The following is a 24240-nucleotide window of genomic DNA, read 5'->3' on the forward strand; positions in this document are numbered from 1 at the left end:
GCAACGGGTCAGCTCGCGGCGTGCTCGTCCGCGACGGTGAGGGCCTCGTCGATCGCGGACAGGCCGCGCACGAGCTCCTCTTCGGAGATGACCAGCGGGGGAGCGACGTGCACGCGGTTGAAGTGCGTGAACGGCCAGACGCCGGCCTTCTTTGCGGCGGCGGCGAAGGCGCCCATGGGCGCGGCATCCGCTCCCGAGGCGTTGAAGGGCACCAGCGGCTCGCGGGTCTCCCTGTCGCGCACCAGCTCGATCGCCCAGAACAGGCCGCGTCCTCTGACGTCGCCGACGCTCGGGTGCTTCTCGGCCCAGGACCGCAGCGTCGGCTCCACCACGCGGGCGCCGAGGTCGCGCACGCGCTCCAGGATGCCGTCACGACGGAACACCTCGAACGTGGCGACACCTGCAGCGCACGCGAGCGGGTGACCGGAGTAGGTCAGGCCGCCGGCGAAGGGCACGGTGTCGAACGCCTTCGCGATGGCGTCCGAGATGACGACGCCGCCGAGCGGGACGTAGCCCGAGTTGACGCCCTTCGCGAAGGTGATGAGGTCGGGCTTCGCGTCGAACGCGTCGATGCCGAACCACTCGCCCAGACGACCGAAGCCGACCATGACCTCGTCGGCGATGTAGACGATGCCGTAGCGGTCGCACAGTTCGCGCACGCCCTGCAGGTAGTCGGGCGGCGGGATCAGAACGCCGTTGGTGCCGACGACGGTCTCGATGATGATCGCCGCGATCGTCTGCGGACCCTCGAGCTGGATGGTCTGCTCGAGGTGGGCGAGCGCGCGCTCGGCCTCCTGCTCCTGCGTCTCCGAGTGGAACGGCGAGCGGTACAGGTACGGCCCGAAGAAGCGCACGGCGCCGGAGTCGACGGTGTCGTTCGCCCAGCGCCGAGGGTCGCCCGTGAGCGAGATCGCCGTGGCCGTGGAGCCGTGGTAGCTGCGGTACATCGAGAGCACCTTGCGGCGCCCGGTCGACTGCCGCGCCATGCGCACGGCGTACTCGTTGGCCTCGGCGCCGCCGTTGGTGAAGAAGACCTTCTCCATGCCGTCCGGCGCGACCTCGGCGATGAGCCGTGCGAGCTCGCCGCGCACGTCGTTCGCCACGGACGGCTGGATGGTCGCCAGGCGCCCGGCCTGCCGCTGGATCGCCGACACGAGATCAGGATGCTGGTGTCCCAGGTTCAGGTTCACCAGCTGGCTGGAGAAGTCGAGGTAGGCGTTGCCCTGGTAATCCCAGAACGTCGAGCCCTCGCCCGCGGCGACCGGAAGCGGGTCGATGAGGCCCTGCGCGCTCCACGAGTGGAAGACGTGCCCGCGGTCGTCCGCACGCACCTGAGCTTCGGCAGCCGCGTCGGGCAGCGCGTGCGCGGCTCCGTGTCGGTCGGTGTAGTTCGTCATGTCGGTGCCTTTCGAGAACCGTGTCCGATCAGTGGTTGCTGGGGAAGCCCAGGTCGATCTGCGAGGGGGTGTGGTCGGGCCAGCGGGTGGTGACGACCTTGGACCGAGTGTAGAAGTGCACCGATTCGGGGCCGTAGATGTGGGAGTCGCCGAACAGCGAGTCCTTCCAGCCGCCGAAGGAGTACGCGCCGATCGGCACGGGGATCGGCACGTTCACGCCGACCATGCCGACCTCGATGTCGAACTCGTACTGACGTGCGGTGCCCCCGTCGCGCGTGAAGATCGCGGTGCCGTTGCCGTAGGAGTTGGAGTTCACGAGCTCCACGGCGTCTGCATAGCTCTCCACGCGGACCACGGAGAGCACGGGGCCGAAGATCTCGTCCTCGTAGACCTTCATGCCGGGACGGACGTGGTCGACGAGGCTCACGCCGATGAAGAACCCGTCGGAGTCGAACTGCTGAGTGGTGCCGTCGACGACGACGGTCGCGCCCTCGGCCGCTGCGCCCGTGACGTAGGAGGCGACGCGATCGCGGTGCTCGCGCGTGATGAGCGGACCCATCTCGCTCGCGGCATCCGTTCCGTCGCCGATCGTGAGCCCCTGGATGCGCGAGGAGATCGCGTTGATGAGGTCGTCGGCGACGTCGCCGACCGCGACCAGCACCGAGACGGCCATGCAGCGCTCGCCGGCGGATCCGTAGGCCGCGGAGATCGCGGCGTCGGCCGCGGCGTCGATGTCGGCGTCCGGCATCACGACCATGTGGTTCTTCGCGCCGCCCAGCGCCTGGACGCGCTTGCCGGCGGCAGAGGCGCGCTGGTAGATCGAGCGGGCGATGGGGGTGGATCCCACGAAGCTGATCGCGTTCACGCGCGGCGACTCGAGCAGCGCGTCGACCGCCTCCTTGTCGCCGTTGACGACGTTGAGGACGCCGGCGGGCAGACCCGCCTCCTGGAAGAGCTTCGCGAGCCAGATCGCCGCCGACGGGTCCTTCTCGCTGGGCTTGAGGACGACCGTGTTGCCGCAGGCGATCGCGGAGGCGACCATCCACAGCGGCACCATGACCGGGAAGTTGAAGGGGGTGATCGCGGCGACGACGCCGACCGGCTGCTTCACGGAGTGCACATCGACGCCGCGGGCGACCTGCTCGCTGCGCTCGCCCTTGAGCAGGTGCACGAGACCTGCGGCGAACTCGACGTTCTCGATGCCTCGCGACACCTCGCCCGCGGCATCCGACAGCACCTTGCCGTGCTCGTTCGTGACGATCGCGGCGAGCTCGGGGGTGCGCTCCTTGAGAAGCTGGCGCAGGCGGAAGAACACGTCGGCGCGCTTGATCAGGCTCGTCTCGCGCCACGCGGGCAGAGCGGCGGCAGCGGCGGCGATGGCGGTCTCGACCTCGGCGGTCGACGCGAATGCGACCTCCCTGGCGACCTCGCCGGTGGCGGGGTTGAAGATCTTGCCGGTGCGGGCCGCCTCGGCGGTCTCCACTCCGTCGATGACGTGACGAACGATGTCCACGGTTCTCCTTCGAGCTGGAAGCGCTTATCGAACACTCTGACCGGGGTTCGATACGCTGGTACTTCTCAATGATCACAGAGGGGAACGGCGATCAGCGATGTCAGAACGTCAGGACTTCGGCGCAGATCAGACAGATCGTCCGGCGCGACGTGATGCGCTGCTGACCGTGGCGGACGTGCTCGCCGAGCCGGTGCTGCAGGCGGGCTCTCCGGAGGTGATCGTCGGGGGAGGAGCCCTCGACGCCGAGGTGCGCTGGGCGCATGTCTCCGACAGCGCCGCCGTCGCCCGTCTGCTCGACGGTGGAGAGCTGCTGCTCAGCACCGGGGCGGGGTGGCCGTCGGATGCGGGGGAGCTGCGCTCGTTCGCACAGGCGCTGCATCGTGCGGGGATCGCGGGCATCGTCGTCGAGCTCGGCTCCGGGCACGCGCGCGTCCCCGATCCCGTGATCGACGTGTGCGTCGAGGCGGAGCTGGCGCTGATCGCGCTGCACGCGGAGATCAAGTTCGTCACGGTCACCGAGGCCGTGCACCGGGCGCTGATCGCGGCGCAGACCGACGCGCTTCGTGAGCGCCAGCGACTGCACGAGCTGTTCACGGCGCTGAGCCTTCAGGGAGCCCCGGCCGATGTCGTGGTGTCGGAGACGGCGAAGGCGCTGGGCGCCCCTGTCGTCCTGGAGAACCTCGCGCACGAGGTGATCGCGCTGGAGGCGCTGCGGATGCCGGTGGCCGAGGCGCTGAGGGATCTCGGGGAGGCCGATCGCGTCCCGGTGCAGGCGAGAGGGGTGCGGTGGGGGACGCTCCTGGCGCTGCCTGGACCCGCGCATCCTGCGGGTCGCCTCACGGTGCTGGAGCAGGGGGCGACCGCGCTCGCCTTCGGATGCCTCGCCGACGGCGGCGACGCCGAGTGGTCGGTGCTCGCCCAGAGCGGCATCATCGACGACCTGCTGGGGGCGCGGTTCGCGAGCCCCGACGACATCGCCGCACGCCTCGCCGCCGGGGGCTTCGCCGTCGCGGATCGGCAGTGCCACGGAATCGTCGCTCGCGGCGCACGCTCGGCCAGCGAACTCGCGTATCGCGCCAGGCAGGCGGGATGCGCCGTCGTGGCCGCCCGGGTGGGCGACGACGACGTGGCGCTGCTGTCGCTGCCGGCATCCGTCGTGCTCACCGACGAGCTGGTGGTCCGCATCGCGGGCGGCGAGCGGGCGGTCTTCGTCGGGCCGCCGGCCGACGGCGTGCTCGATCTGCTCTCCTCCCTCCGCGCCGCGCGCGACCTGGCGGCGAGCGATCGCTCCGACGCGGGCGCTCGGGTGCGTCGCGTCGACGACCGTCCGCTCGAGCGCCTGGTCGCCTCACTGCGCGACGATCACCGCCTGCACGCGCACAGCGAGCGGATGCTCGCACCCCTCGTCGCCTACGACCGCGAACGCCGAGGCGATCTGCTCGACGTGCTCGGCGCACTCGTCGCTCATCCGGGCAACCGCTCTGCGGCGGCATCCGCCAGCCATCTCTCCCGGTCGGTGTTCTACCAGCGGATCACGCTGATCGGCGATCTGCTGGACGCCGACCTCGACGACGGCGAGACGCTCGCGGCGCTCCACCTCGCGCTGCTGGCGAGGCGGAGCACCGCGGGGAGCTAGAGGACCCCCTGCGCGCGGGTCAGCACATCGCGGAGGATCTGCTCGATCTCGCGGAACTCGGACGGCCCGATCGTGAGTGGCGGTGCGAGCTGGATCACGGGGTCGCCGCGGTCGTCGGCGCGACAGTACAGCCCCGCCTCATAGAGTGCGGGGGAGAGGAAGCCGCGCAGCAGGCGCTCGGACTCCGCGTCGTCGAACGTCTCGCGGGTCGTCTTGTCCTTGACCAGCTCGATGCCGAAGAAGTACCCGTCGCCGCGGACGTCTCCCACGATGGGCAGGTCGCTGAGCTTCTCGAGCTCGGCGCGGAACAGGGGGGAGTTCTCCCGCACGTGCGCGTTGAGGTTCTCCTCGTCGAAGATCGCGAGGTTCTCCAGCGCGACCGCGGCCGACACGGGGTGCCCGCCGAAGGTGTAGCCGTGATAGAAGGTCGTGTCGCCCTTCGAGAACGGCTCGTAGATGCGGTCGCTGACGATGGTCGCGCCGATCGGGGAGTAGCCGCTGGTCATGCCCTTGGCGCACGTGATCATGTCGGGCACGTAGCCGAGTCCCGTGCACGCGAAGGTGTGGCCGAGACGACCGAAGGCGCAGATGACCTCGTCGGACACGAGCAGCACGTCGTACTTGTCGCAGATCGCACGGACCCTGGCGAAGTAGCCGGGAGGCGGCGGGAAGCACCCGCCGGAGTTCTGCACGGGCTCGAGGAACACCGCGGCGACCGTCTCCGGGCCCTCGAAGAGGATCATCTCCTCGATGCGGTCGGCGGCCCAGCGGCCGAACAGCTCGATGTCGTCAGACGGCGCGCCCATCTCGGCGGCGCGGTAGAAATTCGTGTTCGGCACGCGGAATCCACCGGGGGTGACCGGCTCGAACATCGCCTTCATGGCGGGGATGCCGGTGATCGCCAGAGCGCCCTGCGGGGTGCCGTGGTAGGCGACCGCGCGCGAGATGACCTTGTGCTTGGTGGGCTGGCCCATCAGCTTCCAGTACTGCTTGGCGAGCTTGAAGGCGGTCTCGACCGCTTCGCCGCCGCCCGTGGAGAAGAAGACGCGGTTCAGGTCGCCCGGAGCCTCCTCGGCCAGCCGATCGGCGAGCTCGATCGCCGCGGGGTGGGCGTAGGACCACAGCGGGAAGAAGGACAGCTCAGACGCCTGCTTCGCCGCAGCCTCGGCGAGCCGGCGACGGCCGTGACCCGCGTTGACCACGAACAGGCCGGCGAGGCCGTCGAAGTACTCCTTGCCCTTGGAGTCCCAGATGCGGTGGCCGTCGCCCTTGACGATGATGGGCACGCCCGACTTCTCCATCGTGGACTGCCGGGTGAAGTGCATCCAGAGGTGGTCTTTGGCCATCGCCTGGAGTTCGGCTTCGGTGGGTGTGGTGCTCATCTGGTCCCCCAGTTGTAGAGCTGCTTCTGCAGCTTGGCGTAGATGAAGGTCTCGGTCGACAGGACTCCGTCGATCGGTCGGATGCTGTCGTTGATCAGCGCGAGCAGATCGTCGTCGTCCTCGCACACGACCTCGGCGAGGATGTCGAACGAACCGACCGTGATCACGACGTAGTCGATCGCCTCGATCGCGGCGATCTCCTCGGCGACGACCCGGGTGTCGCCGGTCACGCGGATGCCGATCATCGCCTGCCGGCTGAAGCCGAGCTGCATCGGATCGGTCACCGCGACGATCTGCATGACACCGGAGTCGGTGAGGCGCTGCACGCGCTGGCGGACGGCGGCCTCACTGAGGCCGACGACGCGCCCGATATCGGAGTACGAGCGGCGCCCGTCCTCCTGGAGCAGCTCGATGATCGTCTTGGAGACGTCGTCGAGGGTGGGGAGCTTCTTCGTCGAACCCATGGTGCGATCCTCGCATCACCAAGGGTCGATCGGCAACCGATTCCGCAGGAGAAATTCAGAAAATCTGCGAAATCGCGGGTTCAGGCCTCGATTGGCCCCAGCCACGCGCTCGCCGCCGTGGCGTGCGCGGACTCGGGGTCGGAGGGATGGAACGCCCCGGCGAGCACGTCGCGGTAGAGCCGCGACAGCTCGTTGGAGGAGAAGTACGATCCGCCGCCCGCCGTGAGCATCGCCTGGTCGACGACGTGCTTGGCGGTGGTGATCGCACGATGCTTCACACCGGACAGCAGCGAGAACCAGCGGGCGCCGTGGTCTGCGCTCTCGTCGACGTCGCGCGCGAGCGCGGCGATCTGCGGCGGCAGCGCATCGTAGGAGAGGGCCATGTCGGCGATCCGCCAGCGGATGTCCGGGTCCTGGGCGTAGGCGAGGCCGGTCCTCTTCGAGGTGCGCTTCTGCGCGGTCAGCACCGCGAGATCGAGGGCGCGGCGCGCGATGCCCGTGTACACCGAGGCGAGCAGGATCTCGAACACCGAGAAGATGCCGAACACGATCGGATCGGGCGTGGGCCCGGGGTCGATGCGGCGGACCACGTGCGCGGCATCCGCCACCGCGCCCTTCAGCCGGGTGGTGCGCGACTGGGTCGCGCGCATGCCCAGGGTGTCCCAGTCGTCTCCGGTCTCGACGGCCGCCGTGCGTTCCACGAAGGCGAACACGAGCTTCGGGGCGTCGTCGCTCGTGGTGTCGAGCCCGTGCAGTCCGAGCTTCGTCCAGACCGGGGCCAGGGAGGTGAAGATCTTCGTCCCCGTGAAGGAGTAGCCGCCGTCTCCTGTCGGTTCGGCAGCGGTGTCGCTGCCGAACAGCACGAGGTCGTTGCCGCCCTCGCTGATGCCGAAAGCGAAGACCTCCCCGGCGACGGCGCCGTCCTGCACGAACTCGAGACCGGGCACCCCGCGGTCGGAGAAGACCTTCGCGACGCCCGTCCAGACGAGATGCATGTTGATCGCCAGCGCGGTCGCCGGGGCTGCACCGGCGAGCCGCTGCTGCAGGAGCGCGGCCTCGGCGAGGCCCAGCCCCGCGCCGCCGCGCTCGGCGGGCACGAGGATCGAGAGGTAGCCGGCATCCCGCAGCTCGTCGAGGTCCTGCTGGGGGAAGGTGTTCTCGCGGTCGTGGATCGGTGCGCGCTCGCGGATGCGCTCCAGGAGGTCGTCCGGCAGGTACGCGGCGGGATCGAATTCGCTCATGACAGGGCCTCCAACAGGTGACGCACGGACTCGTCCGGCTTGTCGCGGTGCAGCGAGTGGCCGGCTCCCTCGACCACGCTCATCGTGAGACGCGGATTCGATGCGAGGATCTCCGCGGCCGAGTCTCCGCGGAACAGGCTGAAGACGGTCGGATCCGCGGCGATCACGTGCGTGGGGACGGACAGCTGCGCAGCCTCTGGACGGACATCCCAAGGCCGGTTCTGGACGCTCGTCTGCTCGACCGCCCAGCGGCTGGCGCGGTGCACGGCGTCCACCTTCAGCTCGACGTCCTGCGGGTGCCAGTGCGGATGCTCGTCGCGCACGGCGTCGATGCGGTTGTCGGCGAACGCGCGCTCCTGGCTCTTGCGGATGACGTTCGCATCGCGTCCGTCGAGCACGATGGCAGGGTCGATGAGGACGAGTCGGAGCGTCCATCCGGGAGAGGACGCCGCGGCCACCGTGCTGGATGCGCCGCCGAGGGAGTGGCCGATCACGGCATCCCAGGCCCCGTCTCCCTCGGGGCGGGTCGCCGCGAGATCGGCGGCGTACGCCGCGATCGTGTAGTCGAGGGAGCGGGGTGCGTCTCCGTGACCGCGCAGGTCGACGGCGGTGGCGAGCCATCCGGCCCCGGCCAGGGCGTCGCCCAGACGCCACATGAGAGCGGCCGAGGAGCCGAGACCGTGCACGAGGAGCGCTCGTCTGGAGGACGCGGGATCTCCCCAGGAGATGCGGGGGAGGGTGAGCGGCGCGGGCATGAGCCCAGCTTACGATCCGCTCAGGACGGGGTGACGGCGAGCGGCTCCGTGTCGGGGCGGGGGCTCGCGTCGCGGCCGCGCAGGTCGGGGAATGCTCGGACGAACACGATCGACACCACCAGCCCGACCGCGGCGAACAGCGTGGCCGCGAGGTACGCGCCGCGCCAGTCGGTGACGTCGACGAGGAAGCCGGCGACCGCGGAGCCCGCAGCCGCGCCGATGAGCTGACCGGTGCCCGCCCAGCCGAACGCCTCGGCGGTCTCGCTGAACTTCACGCTCGCCGAGGTGATCGCGAAGAGCATCGCGAGGGCGGGGGCGATGCCGATCCCCGCGAGGATCAGGGTGCCGCCGAGCCAGAACACGTTCAGCATCACCATCGTCAGCGCGAGTCCTACCGTGACGATCAGCAGTCGCCTGGCCATCGCCCAGGGGCCGATGGGGAGGTGGCCGAACGCGAGTCCGCCCGCCAGGCTGCCCGCGGAGAACACCGCGAGGACGAGCCCCGCCTCCAGGCTTCCGTGCTCGAAGGTGGCGACGACGCCGACCTCGACCGCGGCGCACGCGCCGATCAGGAGGAAGCCGATCACGGTCGCCAGCATCACCGGAGGCTTGAGCACGACCGTGCCGAGGGGGTTGCGGCTGCGCGGGATGCGGACGCGGCCGACCTCGGGGGAGAGGATGAACCACGAGCCGCCGCCGACCAGCACGATCGCCACGAGCAGCAGGCCCTCCACCGTGCCGATCTGCGTGGACACGAGGGTGATCACCACCGGAGCGAGGATCCAGATGATCTCCTGCAGGGAGGCGTCGAGGGAGAAGAGCGGCGTCAGCTGGGACGAGTTCACCAGCTTGGGGTAGATCGTCCGCACCGCTGCCTGGATCGGCGGGGTGGAGAGCCCGGCGATCAGACCGAGGATCATGTATCCCGGCAGGGTGAGAGGCAGCAGGGCGAGACCCAGGACGGCGACGACGCACACGCTGAGCGTGAGCGTGAGCACGCGCCGCATGCCCCAGACACCCATCCACCGGCTCGTGATCGGACCGGCGACGGCCTGACCGACGCTGGTCGCCGCGAGCACGAGACCGGCGGCGCCGTACGAGCCGGTCTGCTGCTCGACGTGCAGCAGGATCGCGAGGGAGCTCATCCCGTTCGGGAAGCGCGCGGTCAGCTGAGCAGCGATCATGCGCGCCACTCCCGGCGTGCGAAGAAGATCCCGATATCCCGCCACGGGTCAACGCTACCGGGCGGCGGGGACACGGAGGAACCCGCGTGTGCGGTCGCGCACGGCGCTTGCCTCCCGGTGAACGGCTGATCGCGTCCTCTTGCTCACTCGCGGGCACGCGCGCGAACGTGGACCGCGGACCCGGCGCCCGGTCGGGTCGCCGAGGAGGACCCGATGACCGAGGTGCTGAGAGCCCGACGAGGAGCTGTTCCGGCCGAGGCGACGGCCGGATTCTCCTCCTTCCGCGCCGACGAGGCGGAGGCCCTGTGGGGCGCGCTGCGTCGCCACACCCTCGAGCTGAGCTGCGGAGACGGCGACCGGGACGCCCGCCGCGCGGCCGTGGAGGAGGTGCTCGACGTCTGGCTGGACGACGTGCTCGCCGTCGAGGAGCCCGGTGATGAGGAGTCGTCCTGCACGGTGCGGCTGCCGAGCGACGACACCGACCTCGTCCTCGCCCTGCTGACGAGGGGCTTCGCTCCCGTCACGATCGACGCGGTCCGCAGGCTGTCCTCCTCCGGCCGATCGGATGCCGCGCACGGACTCGCCGCCACGCACGGACTCGGAGACGGGGCGCTGCTGCGTGCGGCCTCGGCATCCGACGCCTCGGCGCTCGCTGCCTTCGACGCCCTTCTCCTCTCCCATGAGGCCGACTTCGGCGCCGTGTTCCGCAGGCAGGGGGCGGAGCAGCTGCTTCTGGCGTCGATGACGGATCGGCTGCGGTCCTGGCCGGACTGGACGTGGTTGATCGAGCAGGACGGCGCGGCGCTCGGCTACGTGCACGCCTTCCCCGAGGCGGAGACGCCCGGCTCTCCGCCTCGCGCCTACCTCGACGCCATGTACCTCGCCCCGGATGCGCGCGGAGCCGGACTCGGCCGGAGGGTGGTCGACGCCGTCCACGGCATCCTCGCGGGGGAGGGGGCGGGCTCCGTGCGGCTCGACTACTCGGTGGCGAATCCGCAGTCGGGGCCGTTCTGGTCGCGCCTCGGCTACCGGCCCGTCACGACCACCTGGCAGCGTCGTCCGTCGGTGCGCTGAGGTTCGTGTCGCGGACACGCCGCGACACGCCGGAACGCAGTTTCCACAGAAAATCGAATGTCGGATGCCGCGCGTAGCGTGCCCCCTGTGGATGGATCCGAGCGGGGCTCTCCGGAGCCGCGAGATTACGCGTTTCGACGCCCGGTTCGACACCCTCGGGGCTGTGGAAGAAACGGTGGAGAACCTGTGTTGTATCGGTGGAGAACGGTGGAAAACTACACGGATGTAACTACTACCCCTTGTGGTCGCCTCCAATGTCCGTCCCTATATGTAGTATTGAACTCCCGGCGGGGGTCTGCCGGATAAACCAGAGATTTGAGGGGATTCACGATGTCGATCACGGTCTACACGAAGCCTTCCTGCGTTCAGTGCAACGCCACCTATCGTGCGCTGGATGCCAAGGGCATCGAGTACGAGATCCACGACCTGTCGGAGGACCCGGCGGCGCTCGAGCAGGTCAAGTCGCTCGGCTACATGCAGGCGCCGGTCGTCGTGACCGATGAAGACCACTGGTCGGGCTTCCGTCCCGACAAGATCGACGAGCTCGCGTCCCGTCTGGCCTGATCACCCATGAGCGCCGTCGCGACCGCTGCGCCGCTCCTGGTCTACTTCTCCAGCGTGTCGGGCAACACCGCACGCTTCGTCGAGAAGCTCGGGCTTCCGGCCCGTCGTATTCCGCTTCGACCGCAGGAAGAACCGCTCGTCATCGACGAGCCGTTCGTGCTCGTCACCCCCACCTATGGCGGGGGTGAGGGGCGCGGCGTCGAGCGCGGAGCCGTGCCCAAACAGGTGATCCGGTTCCTCAACGACGAGAACAACCGGCGTCACATCCGCGGAGTCATCTCCGCGGGCAACACCAACTTCGGCGAGTCCTTCTGCCTCGCCGGCGAAATCATCAGCCGCAAGTGCCACGTGCCTCACTTGTACCGGCTCGAAATCTTCGGCACACAGGACGATGTCGATCGGGTGACCGACGGATTGGAGCGACGGTGGGTACCACAGTTGACGAGCAGGACGCAGTGACCGAGACAGTGGCGTTCAAGGCCAACCCCAACTATGAGGGCCTCGACTATCACGCGCTCAACGCGATGCTGAACCTGTACGACGCGGACGGCAAGATCCAGTTCGACGCCGACAAGCGCGCGGCGCGGGAGTACTTCCTGCAGCACGTCAACCAGAACACGGTGTTCTTCCACTCGCTCAAGGAGCGGCTCGACTACCTCGTCGAGAAGGAGTACTACGAGCCCGCCGTGATCGAGCAGTACTCGATGGAGTTCATCCAGAAGCTCAACGATCTCGCGTACGGCAAGAAGTTCCGCTTCGAGACGTTCCTCGGGGCCTTCAAGTACTACACGAGCTACACGCTCAAGACGTTCGACGGCAAGCGCTACCTCGAGCGCTTCGAGGACCGCGTCGTGATGACCGCCCTCGGCCTCGCCGACGGCGACGAGAAGCTCGCCGTCGCGCTGGTCGAGGAGATCATCTCCGGCCGCTTCCAGCCGGCGACCCCGACGTTCCTCAACGCGGGCAAGGCGCAGCGTGGCGAGCTCGTCAGCTGCTTCCTCCTGCGCATCGAAGACAACATGGAGTCGATCGCCCGCGGCATCAACTCCGCCCTCCAGCTCTCCAAGCGCGGCGGCGGCGTGGCGCTGCTGCTCTCGAACATCCGCGAGGCGGGTGCGCCGATCAAGCAGATCGAGAACCAGTCCTCCGGCATCATCCCCGTGATGAAGCTGCTCGAAGACTCCTTCAGCTACGCCAACCAGCTCGGTGCCCGTCAGGGCGCCGGCGCGGTGTACCTCAACGCGCACCACCCCGACATCATGCGGTTCCTCGACACCAAGCGCGAGAACGCCGACGAGAAGATCCGCATCAAGACGCTGTCGCTCGGCGTCGTCGTGCCCGACATCACGTTCGAGCTCGCGAAGAACGGCGAGGACATGTACCTCTTCTCGCCGTACGACGTCGAGAAGGTCTACGGGGTGCCGTTCGGCGACATCTCCGTCACCGAGAAGTACCGCGAGATGGTCGACGACCCTCGCATCAAGAAGACGAAGATCAACGCGCGCGAGTTCTTCCAGACGATCGCCGAGATCCAGTTCGAGTCGGGCTACCCGTACATCATGTTCGAGGACACGGTGAACAAGGCCAACCCGATCAAGGGCCGCATCAACATGTCCAACCTCTGCAGCGAGATCCTGCAGGTGAACACGCCGACCACGTACAACGACGACCTGTCGTACGACCAGATCGGCAAGGACATCTCCTGCAACCTCGGCTCGATGAACATCGCGCTGTCGATGGATGCCGATGACCTCGGCCAGACGGTCGAGACGGCGATCCGCGCGCTGAGCGCGGTCAGCGACCAGAGCCACATCCGCTCCGTGCGCTCGATCGAGGACGGCAACGACCGCTCCCACGCGATCGGCCTCGGCCAGATGAACCTGCACGGCTACCTCGCTCGCGAGCACGTGTACTACGGCTCCGAAGAGGGCATCGACTTCACGAACATCTACTTCTACACGGTGCTGTTCCACGCGCTGCGCGCCTCGAACAACCTCGCGATCGAGCGCAAGCAGGCGTTCGACGGGTTCGAGGACTCGACCTACGCGTCGGGGGAGTTCTTCGACAAGTACATCGATCAGGCGTGGGTGCCGGCGACCGAGAAGGTCAAGGAGCTCTTCGCGGGCAAGCACATCCCGACGCAGGAGGACTGGGTCGCGCTCAAGGCGTCGATCCAGGAGCACGGCATCTACAACCAGAACCTGCAGGCCGTGCCGCCGACCGGTTCGATTTCGTACATCAACAACTCGACGTCGTCGATCCACCCGATCGCGTCGAAGATCGAGATCCGCAAGGAAGGCAAGCTCGGTCGCGTCTACTACCCGGCTGCGTTCATGACGAACGACAACCTGGAGTACTACCAGGACGCGTACGAGATCGGCTACGAGAAGGTCATCGACACGTACGCCGCCGCCACGCAGCACGTCGACCAGGGCCTGTCGCTGACGCTGTTCTTCAAGGACACCGCCACCACGCGCGACATCAACAAGGCGCAGATCTACGCATGGCGCAAGGGCATCAAGACGATCTACTACATCCGTCTGCGTCAGATGGCGCTCGAGGGCACCGACATGACCGAGTGCGTCTCCTGCATGCTCTGACCTGTCCCTGAACCCGAGAAACGACGAGAAGATGACTCCCCACACCCCGATCAAGCTGGTCGACAGCGTTCAGGCGATCAACTGGAACCGCATCATCGACGACAAGGACCTCGAGGTCTGGAACCGTCTGGTGAACAACTTCTGGCTGCCGGAGAAGGTGCCGCTGTCGAACGACATCCAGTCGTGGAACACGCTGACTGCTGATGAGCAGCTGCTCACGATGCGCGTGTTCACCGGCCTGACGCTGCTCGACACGATCCAGGGCACCGTCGGCGCCGTGTCGCTGATCCCCGACGCGATCACTCCGCACGAGGAGGCGGTGTACACCAACATCGCGTTCATGGAGTCGGTGCACGCGAAGAGCTACTCCTCGATCTTCTCGACGCTCGCGTCGACCAAGGAGATCGACGAGGCGTTCCGCTGGTCCACCGAGAATCCGAACCTTCAGAAGAAGGCCCAGATCATCATGGACTACTACCAGGGCGACGACCCGCTCAAGCGCAAGGTCGCCTCGACGCTGCTCGAGTCGTTCCTGTTCTACTCGGGGTTCTACCTGCCGATCTACTGGTCGTCGAAGGCGAAGCTGACGAACACGGCCGACCTGATCCGCCTCATCATCCGTGATGAGGCCGTGCACGGGTACTACATCGGCTACAAGTTCCAGAAGGGGCTCGAGAACGAGACCGAGGAGCGTCGTCAGGAGCTGAAGGACTACACCTTCAACCTGCTGTTCGAGCTCTACGACAACGAGGTGCAGTACACGCAGGACCTCTACGACGGCGTCGGCCTCACCGAAGACGTCAAGAAGTTCCTGCACTACAACGCCAACAAGGCGCTGATGAACCTCGGGTACGAGGCGATGTTCCCGTCGACGGTCACGAACGTGAACCCGGCGATCCTGTCGGCGCTCTCGCCGAACGCCGACGAGAACCACGACTTCTTCTCCGGCTCGGGTTCGTCTTACGTCATCGGCAAGGCCGAGGCCACGGAAGACGACGACTGGGACTTCTAGACCGAGCCGATCAGTCGCAGAGTCTGTGACGACGAAAGGCCCCAGGGTGTTCGCTCGAGCCGAGCGAACACCCTGGGGCCTTCGTCGTGTCCGCCGTGTTCTGCGTCAACGGGCGCGTCCGCTCGCCCCCCAGCGGTGGTGCATCCCGGTCAGGAGCGCATCGAGGCCGATCGTGAACAGCAGGTCACGCGGTGGCAGGTCGCGTTCGGCCACCGTGGCGGCGAACGCCGTCGCCGTACGCGCCAGCACGGGAGAGCGGCCCGGATCCTTGGGCTGATACACGTCATCCGGGGAGTCCGAATCGGCGGTGGCGCCGAAGATGTAGGTCTCCAGGATGCTCATCGCGGTGATGATGCTCTCGTCCGGCCATCCCGCCTCGGTGAACCCGGTCACCACGCGCTGATACATCAGCGCCGTGTAGGGCGTATGAGCCAGAGGGACCGCGACGATGAGCGGCACCAGCTCCGGACGTGCGCGAAGACTCTCCAGATAGCTCCAGGCCCAGCGGGAGAGCGCCTCGCGAAGGGGCACGACGCCGAAGCCTGTCGTGTCCACGGTCGCAGCGAAGCGCTCCTGCAGCAGCGCCAGCACGTCGTCACGGGAGGAGACGTGGTTGTAGAGGGCACTGGGAGTCACCCCCAGTCGTCGCGCGAGCGCACGCATCGTGAGTCCGCGGATCCCCGCGGCGCGGATCTCGGCGAACGCCGCCTCGGCGATCAGGTCGCGATCGAGCACGCGCTCGCGGGGCCTTCCCGGCGCGCGCCGGACGGACGGCGCAGCGGCGGCACGCGATGTCGACATGGGCCCTCATTAATGAACGATTTGAAGTGAGCTTGAGCTGATTCTATGCGCTCCTAGGGCCGATAAATGTACGTTCCCGGTGATCTCCTGGAGCGTGATGCGACCGCTTGCCTAGGCTCGGAGGGCCATCAGCGCTGATTCGGCTCGGTACTCCGGCCACGCTGTGAGCGGGTCCGCCCTGCGCGGTCCGGAGCGAGAGGAAGACCATGACGGGTGCACGATCCACTGCCGGAGACGTGGACGAAACGGAGGTCCTCGACCGTGACGTCGTGGTGATCGGTGCGGGCATATCCGGTCTCGTCACCGCGCGCCGCCTGACGCAGGCCGGGCATTCGGTCGCCGTGCTCGAGGCCAGGGATCGCGTGGGCGGACGCACCTGGTCTCAGACGATCGACGGCTCGTTCTTCGAGATCGGCGGGCAGTGGATCTCGGTCGAGCAGACTGCGCTGAAGGACCTGCTCGCCGAGCTGGGCAAGGAGACCTTCCGCCGGTACCGAGAGGGCGACTCCGTCTTCGTGACCCCCGACGGGGTGCGCCACGAGTTCGACGGGGACTTCCCGGTCGCTCCGGCCACGCTTGCCGAGATCGGGCGTCTGGTCGAGGGGCTGGACGAGCTGGCGGCGCAGATGGACGTGAGCGCGCCCTGGGCGCACCCTCGGGCGGCGGAGCTGGATCGGATCTCGTTCGCCACCTGGCTCTCCGAGCATTCCGGTGACCCTCAGGCCCGTCGCATCGTCGAGCACTACATCGCCGCCGGAATGCTCACCAAGCCTGCACATGCCTTCTCCGTGCTGCAGGCGCTGCTGATGATCGCCTCGGCGGAGAACTTCGGAAACCTCATCGACGAGGATCTGCTGCTGGACGAGCGCGTGGTCGGAGGCATGCAGTCGGTCTCGGAGCAGATCGCCGCCGAACTGGGCGCGGACGTCGTGCGCGTGAACGCCCCCGTGCGCTCGCTGCACTGGAGTGCGGACGGCGACGGCGCACCCGGTGAGGTGCTCGCCGTCAGCGACGGACTGCGGGTGCGGGCGCGCTTCGCGGTCGTGGCGGTCCCGCCGAACCTGTACTCGCGCATCGACTACGTGCCGGAGCTGCCGAGAGAGAGGCAGGTCGCTCATCAGCACGTGTCGATGGGTCTCGTGATCAAGGTGCAGGCCGCCTACGATCGTCCCTTCTGGCGCGATCGAGGTCTCAGTGGGACCGGCTTCGCCTCCCACGAGCTCGTCTGCGAGGTCTACGACAACAGCTCTCCGCACGAGAGCAGAGGAATGCTCGTCGGATTCATCGCGGGGGAGGCCGCGGACCGCGCCTGGGCGCTCCCTGAGGAGGAACGTCGCCGCGCGATCCTGAACTCGTTCGCCGCGTACTTCGGCGAGGAGGCGACGCAGCCCGTGGCCTCCTACGTCTCCGACTGGGGGAGCGAGCAGTGGACCCGCGGAGCATTCGCCACGAGCTACGATCTGGGCGGTCTGAGCCGCTGGGGTCACCAGCAGAACCAGCCGGTCGGGCCGATGTTCTTCGCGAGCAGCGACATCCAGGGCAGCGGATACCAGCACGTCGACGGCGGTGTACGGATCGGCACGGACACGGCAGCGCGGATCGTGGAGGCTCTTTCCGAACGCGTGTGACCTCGACGCGACAGGACGAAGGGCAGTGCCGATCGGCACCGCCCTTCGTCGTTCCTCCGCAGCGGGTCAGCCCCCGACCGGACGTCCGTCCTCGCGACGCGGCACCGACAGCGGGTTGCCGTCGCGCAGCTCCGCCGGGAGCACGCTCTGCGGGGCGTCCTGGTACGCGATCGGAGTGAGGAATCGTCGGATCGCCGTCGCCCCGACCGAGGTGTGCACGGACGCCGTGGATGCCGGCCAGGGGCCGCCGTGGTGCTGGCTCCACGCGATCGCGACGCCGGTCGGCCAGCCGTTGTAGAGCACGCGCCCGGCGATCCGTGACAGCGCCGTCGTCGCCGCCGAGACGAGAGCGTCATCGTCGTCGTCCGGTGCGTACCAGACCGTGCCGGTCAGGCTCCCCTCGAGCACGGCCAGGGCGGCGTCGAGCTGTGCGGCGGAGTCGTACCGCACCAGCAGGGTGAGCGGACCGAAGTGCTCCTGCTGGAACCTCTCCGGCTCTGCGAGGAAGGCGTCGGCGCCGATCGCGGCGACCACGGGCGCGGCCTCCCCGTCCACGGACGGCGCCTGCGCGAGAACCTCCACGTCGGCTTCCGCCTCGAGCTCCGCCGCGCCCTCCCCGAACGCGGAGGAGATCCCGCTGGTGAGCAGTTGCTGCCCGGCTGACGCGGCGACGGCTGCGGTCAGCGCCTCGTCGAACTCGGCGCTCGGCGGCACGAACACCAGCCCCGGCTTGGTGCAGTACTGCCCGCCGTCGCGCGTGAACGAGCCGGCCAGGCCGGCCGCGATGCCGGCGCCGGATGCCGCGACCGCCCGCGGCGTGATCACGACCGGATTCACCGAGCCGAGCTCGCCGTAGAACGGGATCGGCGCGCGGCGGGCGGAGGTGAGGTCGAACAGCGCGCGCCCTCCGCGGGTGGATCCGGTGAATCCGACGGCGGCGATGAGCGGATGCTGGACGAGTGCGGCTCCTGCGCTGACGCCCTCCACGAGCGTCAGCGCGTCTGCGGGGCCGTTCGCGGCGACGAGCGCCTCGCGGGCGATCTCGGCCACCCGGCGGGACAGCCCGGGGTGGCCCGGGTGGGCTTTCACGACGACGGGGCAGCCCGCGGCCAGCGCTGAGGCGGTGTCGTTGCCGAGCACGGAGAACGCGAACGGGAAGTTCGACGCGGCGAACACCGCGACCACCCCGAGCGGCCGCAGGATGCGGCGCAGGTCGGGCCGAGGCGGGATCAGTGCGGGGTCAGGGCTGTCCAACGTGGCCTCCAGGTAGGAGCCCTCGCTGATCACGTCGGCGAAGAAGCGCAACTGGGTGGCGGTGCGCACGACTTCTCCGCCGAGTCTCGCGAGGCTCAGATGGGTCTCGACGTGGGCGAGGGCGATCAGCTCGTCGGCGTGCGCGGTGAGCGCATCGGCGATCGCGCGCAGCCACACCGCGCGATCGGCGCGCGAGGACTCGGCGAGGCCGGAACGGGCGGCAGCGAGGACGGCATCCTCCATGGCATCGTGCGCACTCATGTCAGAACGCGCTCAGGCCGGTCAGGGCGCGTCCGATGACGAGCTGGTGGATCTCGTCGGTGCCCTCGTAGGTGCGCACGGACTCGAGGTTGGCGGCATGCCGCATCACCGGGAACTCGTTCGTGATCCCGTCTCCCGCGAGGATCGTGCGGGCCTGGTGCGCGATCTTCAGCGCCTCGCGCACGCTGTTCAGCTTGCCGACGGAGATCTGCGCCGCGGTCAGAGCGCCGCGCTCCTTCAGCCTGCCGAGGTGCAGCGCGAGGAGCGTGCCCTTCTCGACCTCGAGCAGCATGTCGGCGAGCTTGGCCTGGGTGAGCTGGTTCGCGCCGATCGGCTTGCCGAACACCTCGCGGGAGATCGATCGCTCGAGCGCCGCCTCCAGGCAGCTGCGGGCGGCGCCCATGGCGCCCCAGATGATCCCGTACCGCGCTTCGTTCAGGCACCCGAACGGGCCGGAGAGCCCTTCGGCGCCGGGGAGGATCGCGTCGCTCGGCAGCCGCACGCCGTCGAGCGTGACATCGCACTGCACGGATGCGCGCATCGACAGCTTTCCTGCGATCGGCGTCGCCGTGAAGCCGGGCGTGCTCGTCGGAACCAGGAAGCCGCGCACCGCGCGTCCCCCTTCGCCGTACGCGGGGTCGTCGACGCGCGCCCAGACGATCGCGACGTCGGCGAGCGACGCCAGTCCGATCCAGCGCTTGGCGCCGTCGATCACCCAGCCGTCGCCGTCGCGCCGAGCGGTGGTGGTCATCGCTGCGGGGTCGCTCCCGCCCTGGGGTTCGGTGAGGGCGAAGCATCCGACGGCCTCTCCCGTCGCCATCCGCGGCAGCCACTGCTGCTTCTGCTCTTCGGAGCCGTACTTGGCGATCGCGCTCATCGCCAGCGAACCCTGGACCGATACGAAGGTGCGCCAGCCGCTGTCTGCAGCCTCCAGCTCCAGGCACACCAGACCGTACGACACGGCGCCAGCGCCCGCGCATCCGTATCCGCTGATGTGCATGCCGAGGAAGCCCTGTGCTCCGAGCTCGGGAATCAGCTCTCGACGGAAGTGCGCGTCCTCGAAGTCCTGCTCGATGACCGGCTGGATGCGCTCCTGCGCGAACGCTCGCGCTCGCTGCTGCCAGTCGCGTTCTTCGTCGGTGAGCAGCGCGTCGAAGTCGAACACGGTGTCGATGCGGGGGGCGTGTGTCATGGGAGTTCCTCTCCGGTGAGCCATGCGGCGGGGTGCGCGTCGTTCAGTTCAGGGGGCGCGGTGCGGTAGTCCGCGGGGGTCTCGCTCAGACCGATCGGACTCGCGATCGTGCGCGATGCGCCGAGCTCGACGACCGGGTCCAGCCCGAGCCGTTCGGCGAAGGCGATGGCCTCGGCCACGTCGTTCACGAGGCCGGCGGGGATGCCCGCGGCGCTCAGGTGCGCGACCCACTCCGTCGCCGGGGCGGTCGCCAGGCGATTCTCGAGGATGGCGGTGAGCTCGTCGCGGTGCGCGACGCGGTCGGCGTTGCTCGCGAAGCGCGGATCTGTCGGAAGCCCCGCCAGATCGAGCGCCGCGGACAGCGCGCGGAACTGCTTGTCGTTGCCGACGGCGATCACGAGGTCGCGATCGGCGGCGCGGAACAGCGCGTACGGCGCGATCGACGGATGCTCGTTGCCGAGGCGCCGCGGGGGCGTGCCGGTGGCGAGGGTGGAGGCGGCCTGGTTGGTCAGAGCCGACAGCAGGCTGTGCAGGAGGTCGACCTGGATCCGCTGCCCGACCCCGCTGCGGTCGCGCTCGCGGAGTGCGAGGAGGATCCCCGCGACAGCGTTCTGCCCGCACAGCACGTCGACCAGAGCGACACCGGCCTTGGCCGCAGGGCCGTCGGGGTCTCCGGTGATCGACATCAGCCCTCCCACGGCCTGCACGAGCAGGTCGTAGCCGGCCAGGGCGGCGCCGGCCCCGTCGCCGAAACCGGTGATCGAGCAGTAGACGACGGCCGGATTAACCGCGCGCACGGCGTCGTGGTCCAGGCCGAAACGCGCCATCACGCCTGGACGGAAGTTCTCGACGACGACATCGGCGGATGCCGCCAGCCGCAGTGCACGCGCGCGATCCGCCTCGTCGGTCAGGTCGAGCGCGACAGACCGCTTGTTGCGGTTCACGCTGCCGAAGTAGGTGGCCATCCCGTTCTCGTCGATCGGAGGCAGCCAGTGCCGGGTGTCGTCGCCGAGCGGCGGCTCGATCTTCAGGACGTCGGCGCCGAAGTCGGCCAGAGTCATCGTGGCGTAGGGGCCGGCCAGCACCCGGGAGAAGTCCGCGACGCGCACGCCGTCGAGGACTCCGTGTCGTCCGGAGCGCGCTGAATCGGTCATCGTCATCCGCCTTCGCATGTCGGGTGCAGCGTGCAACCGGTATTGATCCTATATGGAATCTTTCAAAGCACTCAAGCGTTCGGCGAGGCCGGGCTCGACTATCGTGAGGACATGCCCTCGAACCTTGGACCCGGCGTGAAAGCGGCCGTGTTCGCTCAGCTCACCGACGCCGGTCGCGCGGAGCAGGTGGCGCAGCGGCTCGCCGACGGCATCGCGCTCGGTGTGCTGCAGCCCGGTGAGCGGCTGCCCAGCGAGCCGGAGCTGGTGCGCCGCTTCGGCGTGGCGCTCATCACGGTGCGCGAGGCCCTCGGGATCCTCCGCACGGCCGGGGTTCTGGAGACCCGCCGCGGTCGCGGAGGAGGGAGCTTCGTCGTCGGGCAGGGCGGAGACCAGGACGACATGCTCGCTGCCAGAGTGCGGCGTCTGAGTCCGATGGAGCTCGCCGACATCGCCGTGATCTTCGGAGCGCTCGCGTCCGCATCGGCGGCCGCCGCCGCAGAGCGCGCCACCGAGGACGAGGTCGCCAGAGTGACGCGCTGGCTGGATGCGGCGGACTACTCCTCGGCTGCGGCTGCGCGGATGAACCAGGGCGGCTTCCAGCTCGAGCTCGCCGTGCTGAGCCAGTCTCCGCGACTCGTGCGCGAGCAGATCCGTCTCCAGGCGGAGTCGGGTTCCGTGCTGCTGGCGGGTCTCGACGACGAGGCCACGCGGAGCGACGTCAGAGCAGCCGATCGGCGCATCCTCCGTGCGGTCCAGCGGCGGCAGCCGGGGGCTGCGCGCTCTGCGGTGGAAGCGCTCGAGCAGGCGCTCCTCCGGCGCGTGCTGGCCAGCCGCATCGAGGGCGCTCGGCAGGAGGTGAGCGATGGACGCGCGAGCTGACGCCGCGGCGCACGCCGACGACCTCTTCGACGGCGTCGTGGCGACCCTGCACGGCTGGCGGGAGCGCGCAGAGCAGGTGCTGGCCGAGGGGGGAGACCGCCGTGTCGAACTCGATGCCTGCGTGGAGTCTCTGGTGGTGCCGGAGCTGGCGCGCGCGAATCCGCTCCTCGTCGGTGCCGGTGCGATCGCGGACGACGCATCCGAGGGGCCGGGCGGAATGCACTTCGCGTGGTGGCTGGGGCCCCTCAGCACCAACCCGGTGCTTCGCACCACGACAGAGCCCACGCCGCTCGACCTGTCCGCCCGCGGCTACGTCGAGTACGTGCGGGACTTCCGTGATCGCGAGTGGTATCGCGTGCCCGTCGACACCAGGCGGGCTCATGTCACCGGGCCCTATGTCGATCATCTGTGCACCTGCGACTACATCGTGACAGTGACGATGCCGCTGTCGTCGGGGGCGTCGGAATCCGCGACCGTGGTCGGCGTCGTGGGCGCCGACATCGCCGTGAGCACCCTCGAGCGCGAACTCCTTCCCGGTTTCGCCGCTTCTTCCGCCCCGCTGGCGCTGGTCGGAGCGGGTGGCCGGGTGGTGCTCTCCACGGTGCCGGAGATCGTGCCGGGCTCGCGGGCTCGATGGCAGGACGGCGCCGCGCTGGCGTGCCGCAGCGCGCCGTTCGCGGTCGTCATGGACCCGCAGCCGGACCCGGTGCGAGGATGATCAGGGGTCACGTCTTATCCTGAAACATCCTGTGTAGTATCTTTTTTCAACAGCGTGCGGATCGAGCGCGCGCCCGCATGGATCGAAGGAGCCCCATGACCTACGCAGTGACGAACCCGACGACCGGCGTCATCGAGCGCACGTACGACACCATCGGCGAAGACGCCCTCCAACAGGCGATCGCGGATGCCGAGCGGGTGCGGCTCACCTGGACCAAGACGTCGACGGTGGCCGAGCGGGCGGCGCTGATGCGCCGCGTGGCCGAGCTGCACGCCGAGCGCGCCCAGGAGCTCGGCGAGATCATCGTCCGCGAGATGGGCAAGCCGATCGAGCAGGCCGTCGGAGAGGTGGAGTTCGCCAGCGCGATCTTCGAGTACTACGCCGACAACGCCGAGTCGCTGCTGGCGGATGAGCCGATCGAGCTCCTCGCCGGAGAGGGGTCGGCCTTCGTGCGCCGCTCTGCGCTCGGCGTCCTGCTGGGCATCATGCCGTGGAACTTCCCGTACTACCAGGTCGCGCGTTTCGCGGGCCCGAACCTCGTGATCGGCAACCCGATCCTGCTCAAGCACGCCGAGCAGTGCCCCGAGTCCGCCGCGGCGATCGAGAGGATCTTCCTCGACGCGGGGTACCCGCAGGGGGCGTACGTCAACCTCTACGCCTCGCACGATCAGATCGAGACGGTCATCGCCGATCCGCGTGTGCAGGGCATCTCGCTCACCGGGTCCGAGCGCGCCGGAGCCAAGGTCGCGGAGATCGCGGGACGCCACCTGAAGAAGGTCGTGCTCGAGCTCGGCGGATCCGACCCGTTCATCCTGCTCTCCACCGACGATCTCGACGCGACCGTGGAGGCTGCCGTGCTCGCCCGCGTCGACAACAACGGACAGGCGTGCAACGCGGCGAAGCGCTTCATCATCGTCGACGAGCTCTACCAGCCGTTCCTCGACAGGTTCACCGCAGCGATGAACGCGGTCGTCGAGGGCGACCCCGCGCAGGAGGGCACCGCTCTCGGGCCGCTCTCGTCGGCTCGTGCCGCCGAGATCCTCGCCGAGCAGGTCGACCGCGCGGTCGCCCAGGGGGCCACGCTGCACTCGGGCGGCACTCGTCGGGAGAACTACTACTCGGCGACGATCCTGACGGACGTGGCTCCCGGCAGCGACGCGTTCCATGAGGAGTTCTTCGGCCCGGTCGCCCAGGTCTTCCGCGTGGCCGACGAGGCGGCGGCCGTGGAGCTGGCCAACGACACGCCCTTCGGTCTCGGGTCGTACGTCTTCACCACCGACCCCGAGCAGGCACTGCGCGTCGCCGATGGGATCGAGGCCGGCATGGTCTTCGTCAACGTCGTCGGCGCCGACGGTGCCGAGCTGCCGTTCGGTGGCGTCAAGCGCAGCGGTTCCGGCCGTGAGCTCGGCCGCTTCGGGGCCGACGAGTTCGTGAACAAGAAGATGATCCGCATCGGCTGATCGGATCGGATCGGGTCGCGGGAACGGGTCGCTCGGACGCATCCGTCAAGCCCACTGCGCTCATAGGGAGC

21 protein-coding genes are annotated in these 24240 nt (G+C 68.8%); 10 read left to right on the forward strand and 11 right to left on the reverse strand.

Annotated features, from left to right (window positions below; translation table 11 throughout):
- Positions 1-8 precede the first annotated feature (8 nt).
- Together LC438_RS05955 and LC438_RS05960 are read right to left on the reverse strand one after the other, a co-directional pair.
- Positions 9-1397, reverse strand: a complete 1389-nt coding sequence (locus LC438_RS05955) for an aspartate aminotransferase family protein (RefSeq protein ID WP_223586095.1) — start codon at positions 1395-1397, stop codon at positions 9-11.
- 28 nt (positions 1398-1425) lie between these two features.
- Positions 1426-2910 (reverse strand): CoA-acylating methylmalonate-semialdehyde dehydrogenase, encoded by a 1485-nt coding sequence (locus LC438_RS05960; RefSeq protein WP_223586096.1) that lies wholly within the window; start codon positions 2908-2910, stop codon positions 1426-1428.
- 97 nt (positions 2911-3007) lie between these two features.
- On the opposite strand from LC438_RS05960, the gene LC438_RS05965 reads away from it, so the two are divergent.
- Complete coding sequence (locus tag LC438_RS05965) at positions 3008-4546, forward strand: PucR family transcriptional regulator (protein ID WP_223586097.1); 1539 nt, start codon at positions 3008-3010, stop codon at positions 4544-4546.
- Here the strand turns inward: LC438_RS05965 and LC438_RS05970 are convergent.
- From LC438_RS05970 to LC438_RS05990, 5 genes are all read right to left on the reverse strand, one after another.
- Complete coding sequence (locus LC438_RS05970) at positions 4543-5928, reverse strand: aspartate aminotransferase family protein (protein WP_223586098.1); 1386 nt, start codon at positions 5926-5928, stop codon at positions 4543-4545. The two genes, LC438_RS05965 and LC438_RS05970, sit on opposite strands and share 4 nt — an antisense overlap.
- Positions 5925-6392: an Lrp/AsnC family transcriptional regulator gene (locus tag LC438_RS05975; protein ID WP_105672344.1), complete on the reverse strand. Its 468-nt coding sequence runs from the start codon at positions 6390-6392 to the stop codon at positions 5925-5927. The genes LC438_RS05970 and LC438_RS05975 overlap by 4 nt, the downstream gene beginning before the upstream one ends.
- 80 nt (positions 6393-6472) lie before the next feature.
- The gene (locus tag LC438_RS05980) at positions 6473-7633 is read right to left on the reverse strand and encodes an acyl-CoA dehydrogenase family protein (RefSeq protein WP_223586099.1); all 1161 of its coding nucleotides are present in this window, start codon (positions 7631-7633) and stop codon (positions 6473-6475) included.
- Positions 7630-8388 (reverse strand): alpha/beta fold hydrolase, encoded by a 759-nt coding sequence (locus tag LC438_RS05985; protein ID WP_223586100.1) that lies wholly within the window; start codon positions 8386-8388, stop codon positions 7630-7632. The genes LC438_RS05980 and LC438_RS05985 overlap by 4 nt, the downstream gene beginning before the upstream one ends.
- Positions 8389-8408: 20 nt before the next feature.
- Positions 8409-9572, reverse strand: a complete 1164-nt coding sequence (locus LC438_RS05990) for an MFS transporter (RefSeq protein WP_263294797.1) — start codon at positions 9570-9572, stop codon at positions 8409-8411.
- A 213-nt stretch (positions 9573-9785) separates the two neighbouring features.
- On the opposite strand from LC438_RS05990, the gene LC438_RS05995 reads away from it, so the two are divergent.
- The 5 genes from LC438_RS05995 to nrdF all read left to right on the forward strand — a co-directional run bounded on the left by LC438_RS05995 (position 9786) and on the right by nrdF (position 14822).
- On the forward strand, positions 9786-10646 hold the full coding sequence (locus LC438_RS05995; RefSeq protein ID WP_223586102.1) for a GNAT family N-acetyltransferase: 861 nt from the start codon (positions 9786-9788) through the stop codon (positions 10644-10646).
- 330 nt (positions 10647-10976) lie between these two features.
- Positions 10977-11210 (forward strand): glutaredoxin-like protein NrdH, encoded by a 234-nt coding sequence (nrdH, locus tag LC438_RS06000; RefSeq protein ID WP_067118559.1) that lies wholly within the window; start codon positions 10977-10979, stop codon positions 11208-11210.
- 6 nt (positions 11211-11216) lie between these two features.
- Positions 11217-11669 carry a class Ib ribonucleoside-diphosphate reductase assembly flavoprotein NrdI gene (nrdI, locus tag LC438_RS06005; RefSeq protein ID WP_105672339.1) on the forward strand — a complete coding sequence of 151 codons (453 nt, stop codon included), beginning with the start codon at positions 11217-11219 and terminating at the stop codon, positions 11667-11669.
- Positions 11666-13810, forward strand: coding sequence for a class 1b ribonucleoside-diphosphate reductase subunit alpha (gene nrdE, locus LC438_RS06010; RefSeq protein WP_223586103.1), 2145 nt, complete (start codon positions 11666-11668; stop codon positions 13808-13810). The genes nrdI and nrdE overlap by 4 nt, the downstream gene beginning before the upstream one ends.
- Before the next feature lie 31 nt (positions 13811-13841).
- Positions 13842-14822 (forward strand): class 1b ribonucleoside-diphosphate reductase subunit beta, encoded by a 981-nt coding sequence (nrdF, locus tag LC438_RS06015; RefSeq protein ID WP_105672337.1) that lies wholly within the window; start codon positions 13842-13844, stop codon positions 14820-14822.
- Positions 14823-14927: 105 nt separating this feature from the next.
- Here nrdF and LC438_RS06020 read toward each other — a convergent pair whose 3' ends face one another.
- A complete protein-coding gene (locus LC438_RS06020; RefSeq protein ID WP_105672336.1) occupies positions 14928-15623 on the reverse strand; it encodes a TetR/AcrR family transcriptional regulator in 696 nt (231 codons plus the stop codon).
- Between the two features lie 206 nt (positions 15624-15829).
- Between LC438_RS06020 and LC438_RS06025 the strand changes: the two genes are divergently transcribed.
- A complete protein-coding gene (locus tag LC438_RS06025) occupies positions 15830-17251 on the forward strand; it encodes an NAD(P)/FAD-dependent oxidoreductase (RefSeq protein WP_263294798.1) in 1422 nt (473 codons plus the stop codon).
- Between the two features lie 66 nt (positions 17252-17317).
- Here the strand turns inward: LC438_RS06025 and LC438_RS06030 are convergent, their stop codons facing one another.
- The 3 genes from LC438_RS06030 to LC438_RS06040 are packed head-to-tail and all read right to left on the reverse strand — an operon-like array spanning position 17318 to position 21112.
- Positions 17318-18766 carry an aldehyde dehydrogenase (NADP(+)) gene (locus LC438_RS06030; RefSeq protein WP_105672334.1) on the reverse strand — a complete coding sequence of 483 codons (1449 nt, stop codon included), beginning with the start codon at positions 18764-18766 and terminating at the stop codon, positions 17318-17320.
- Between the two features lies 1 nt (position 18767).
- Positions 18768-19958: an acyl-CoA dehydrogenase family protein gene (locus LC438_RS06035; protein WP_105672333.1), complete on the reverse strand. Its 1191-nt coding sequence runs from the start codon at positions 19956-19958 to the stop codon at positions 18768-18770.
- Positions 19955-21112 (reverse strand): CaiB/BaiF CoA-transferase family protein, encoded by a 1158-nt coding sequence (locus tag LC438_RS06040; RefSeq protein ID WP_105672426.1) that lies wholly within the window; start codon positions 21110-21112, stop codon positions 19955-19957. Before LC438_RS06040 ends, LC438_RS06035 begins: the two co-directional genes overlap by 4 nt.
- 111 nt (positions 21113-21223) lie before the next feature.
- On the opposite strand from LC438_RS06040, the gene LC438_RS06045 reads away from it, so the two are divergent.
- The 3 genes from LC438_RS06045 (at position 21224) to LC438_RS06055 (ending at position 24169) form a co-directional block, all read left to right on the forward strand.
- Positions 21224-21991, forward strand: a complete 768-nt coding sequence (locus LC438_RS06045; protein ID WP_105672332.1) for a FadR/GntR family transcriptional regulator — start codon at positions 21224-21226, stop codon at positions 21989-21991.
- Positions 21975-22709, forward strand: a complete 735-nt coding sequence (locus LC438_RS06050; protein WP_105672331.1) for a cache domain-containing protein — start codon at positions 21975-21977, stop codon at positions 22707-22709. The genes LC438_RS06045 and LC438_RS06050 overlap by 17 nt, the downstream gene beginning before the upstream one ends.
- Positions 22710-22804: 95 nt before the next feature.
- The gene (locus LC438_RS06055) at positions 22805-24169 is read left to right on the forward strand and encodes an NAD-dependent succinate-semialdehyde dehydrogenase (protein ID WP_105672330.1); all 1365 of its coding nucleotides are present in this window, start codon (positions 22805-22807) and stop codon (positions 24167-24169) included.
- Positions 24170-24240: the final 71 nt, after the last annotated feature.

Source organism: Microbacterium sp. OVT16B (assembly GCF_019969705.1).
GTDB classification, from domain to species: Bacteria; Actinomycetota; Actinomycetes; order Actinomycetales; family Microbacteriaceae; genus Microbacterium; species Microbacterium natoriense.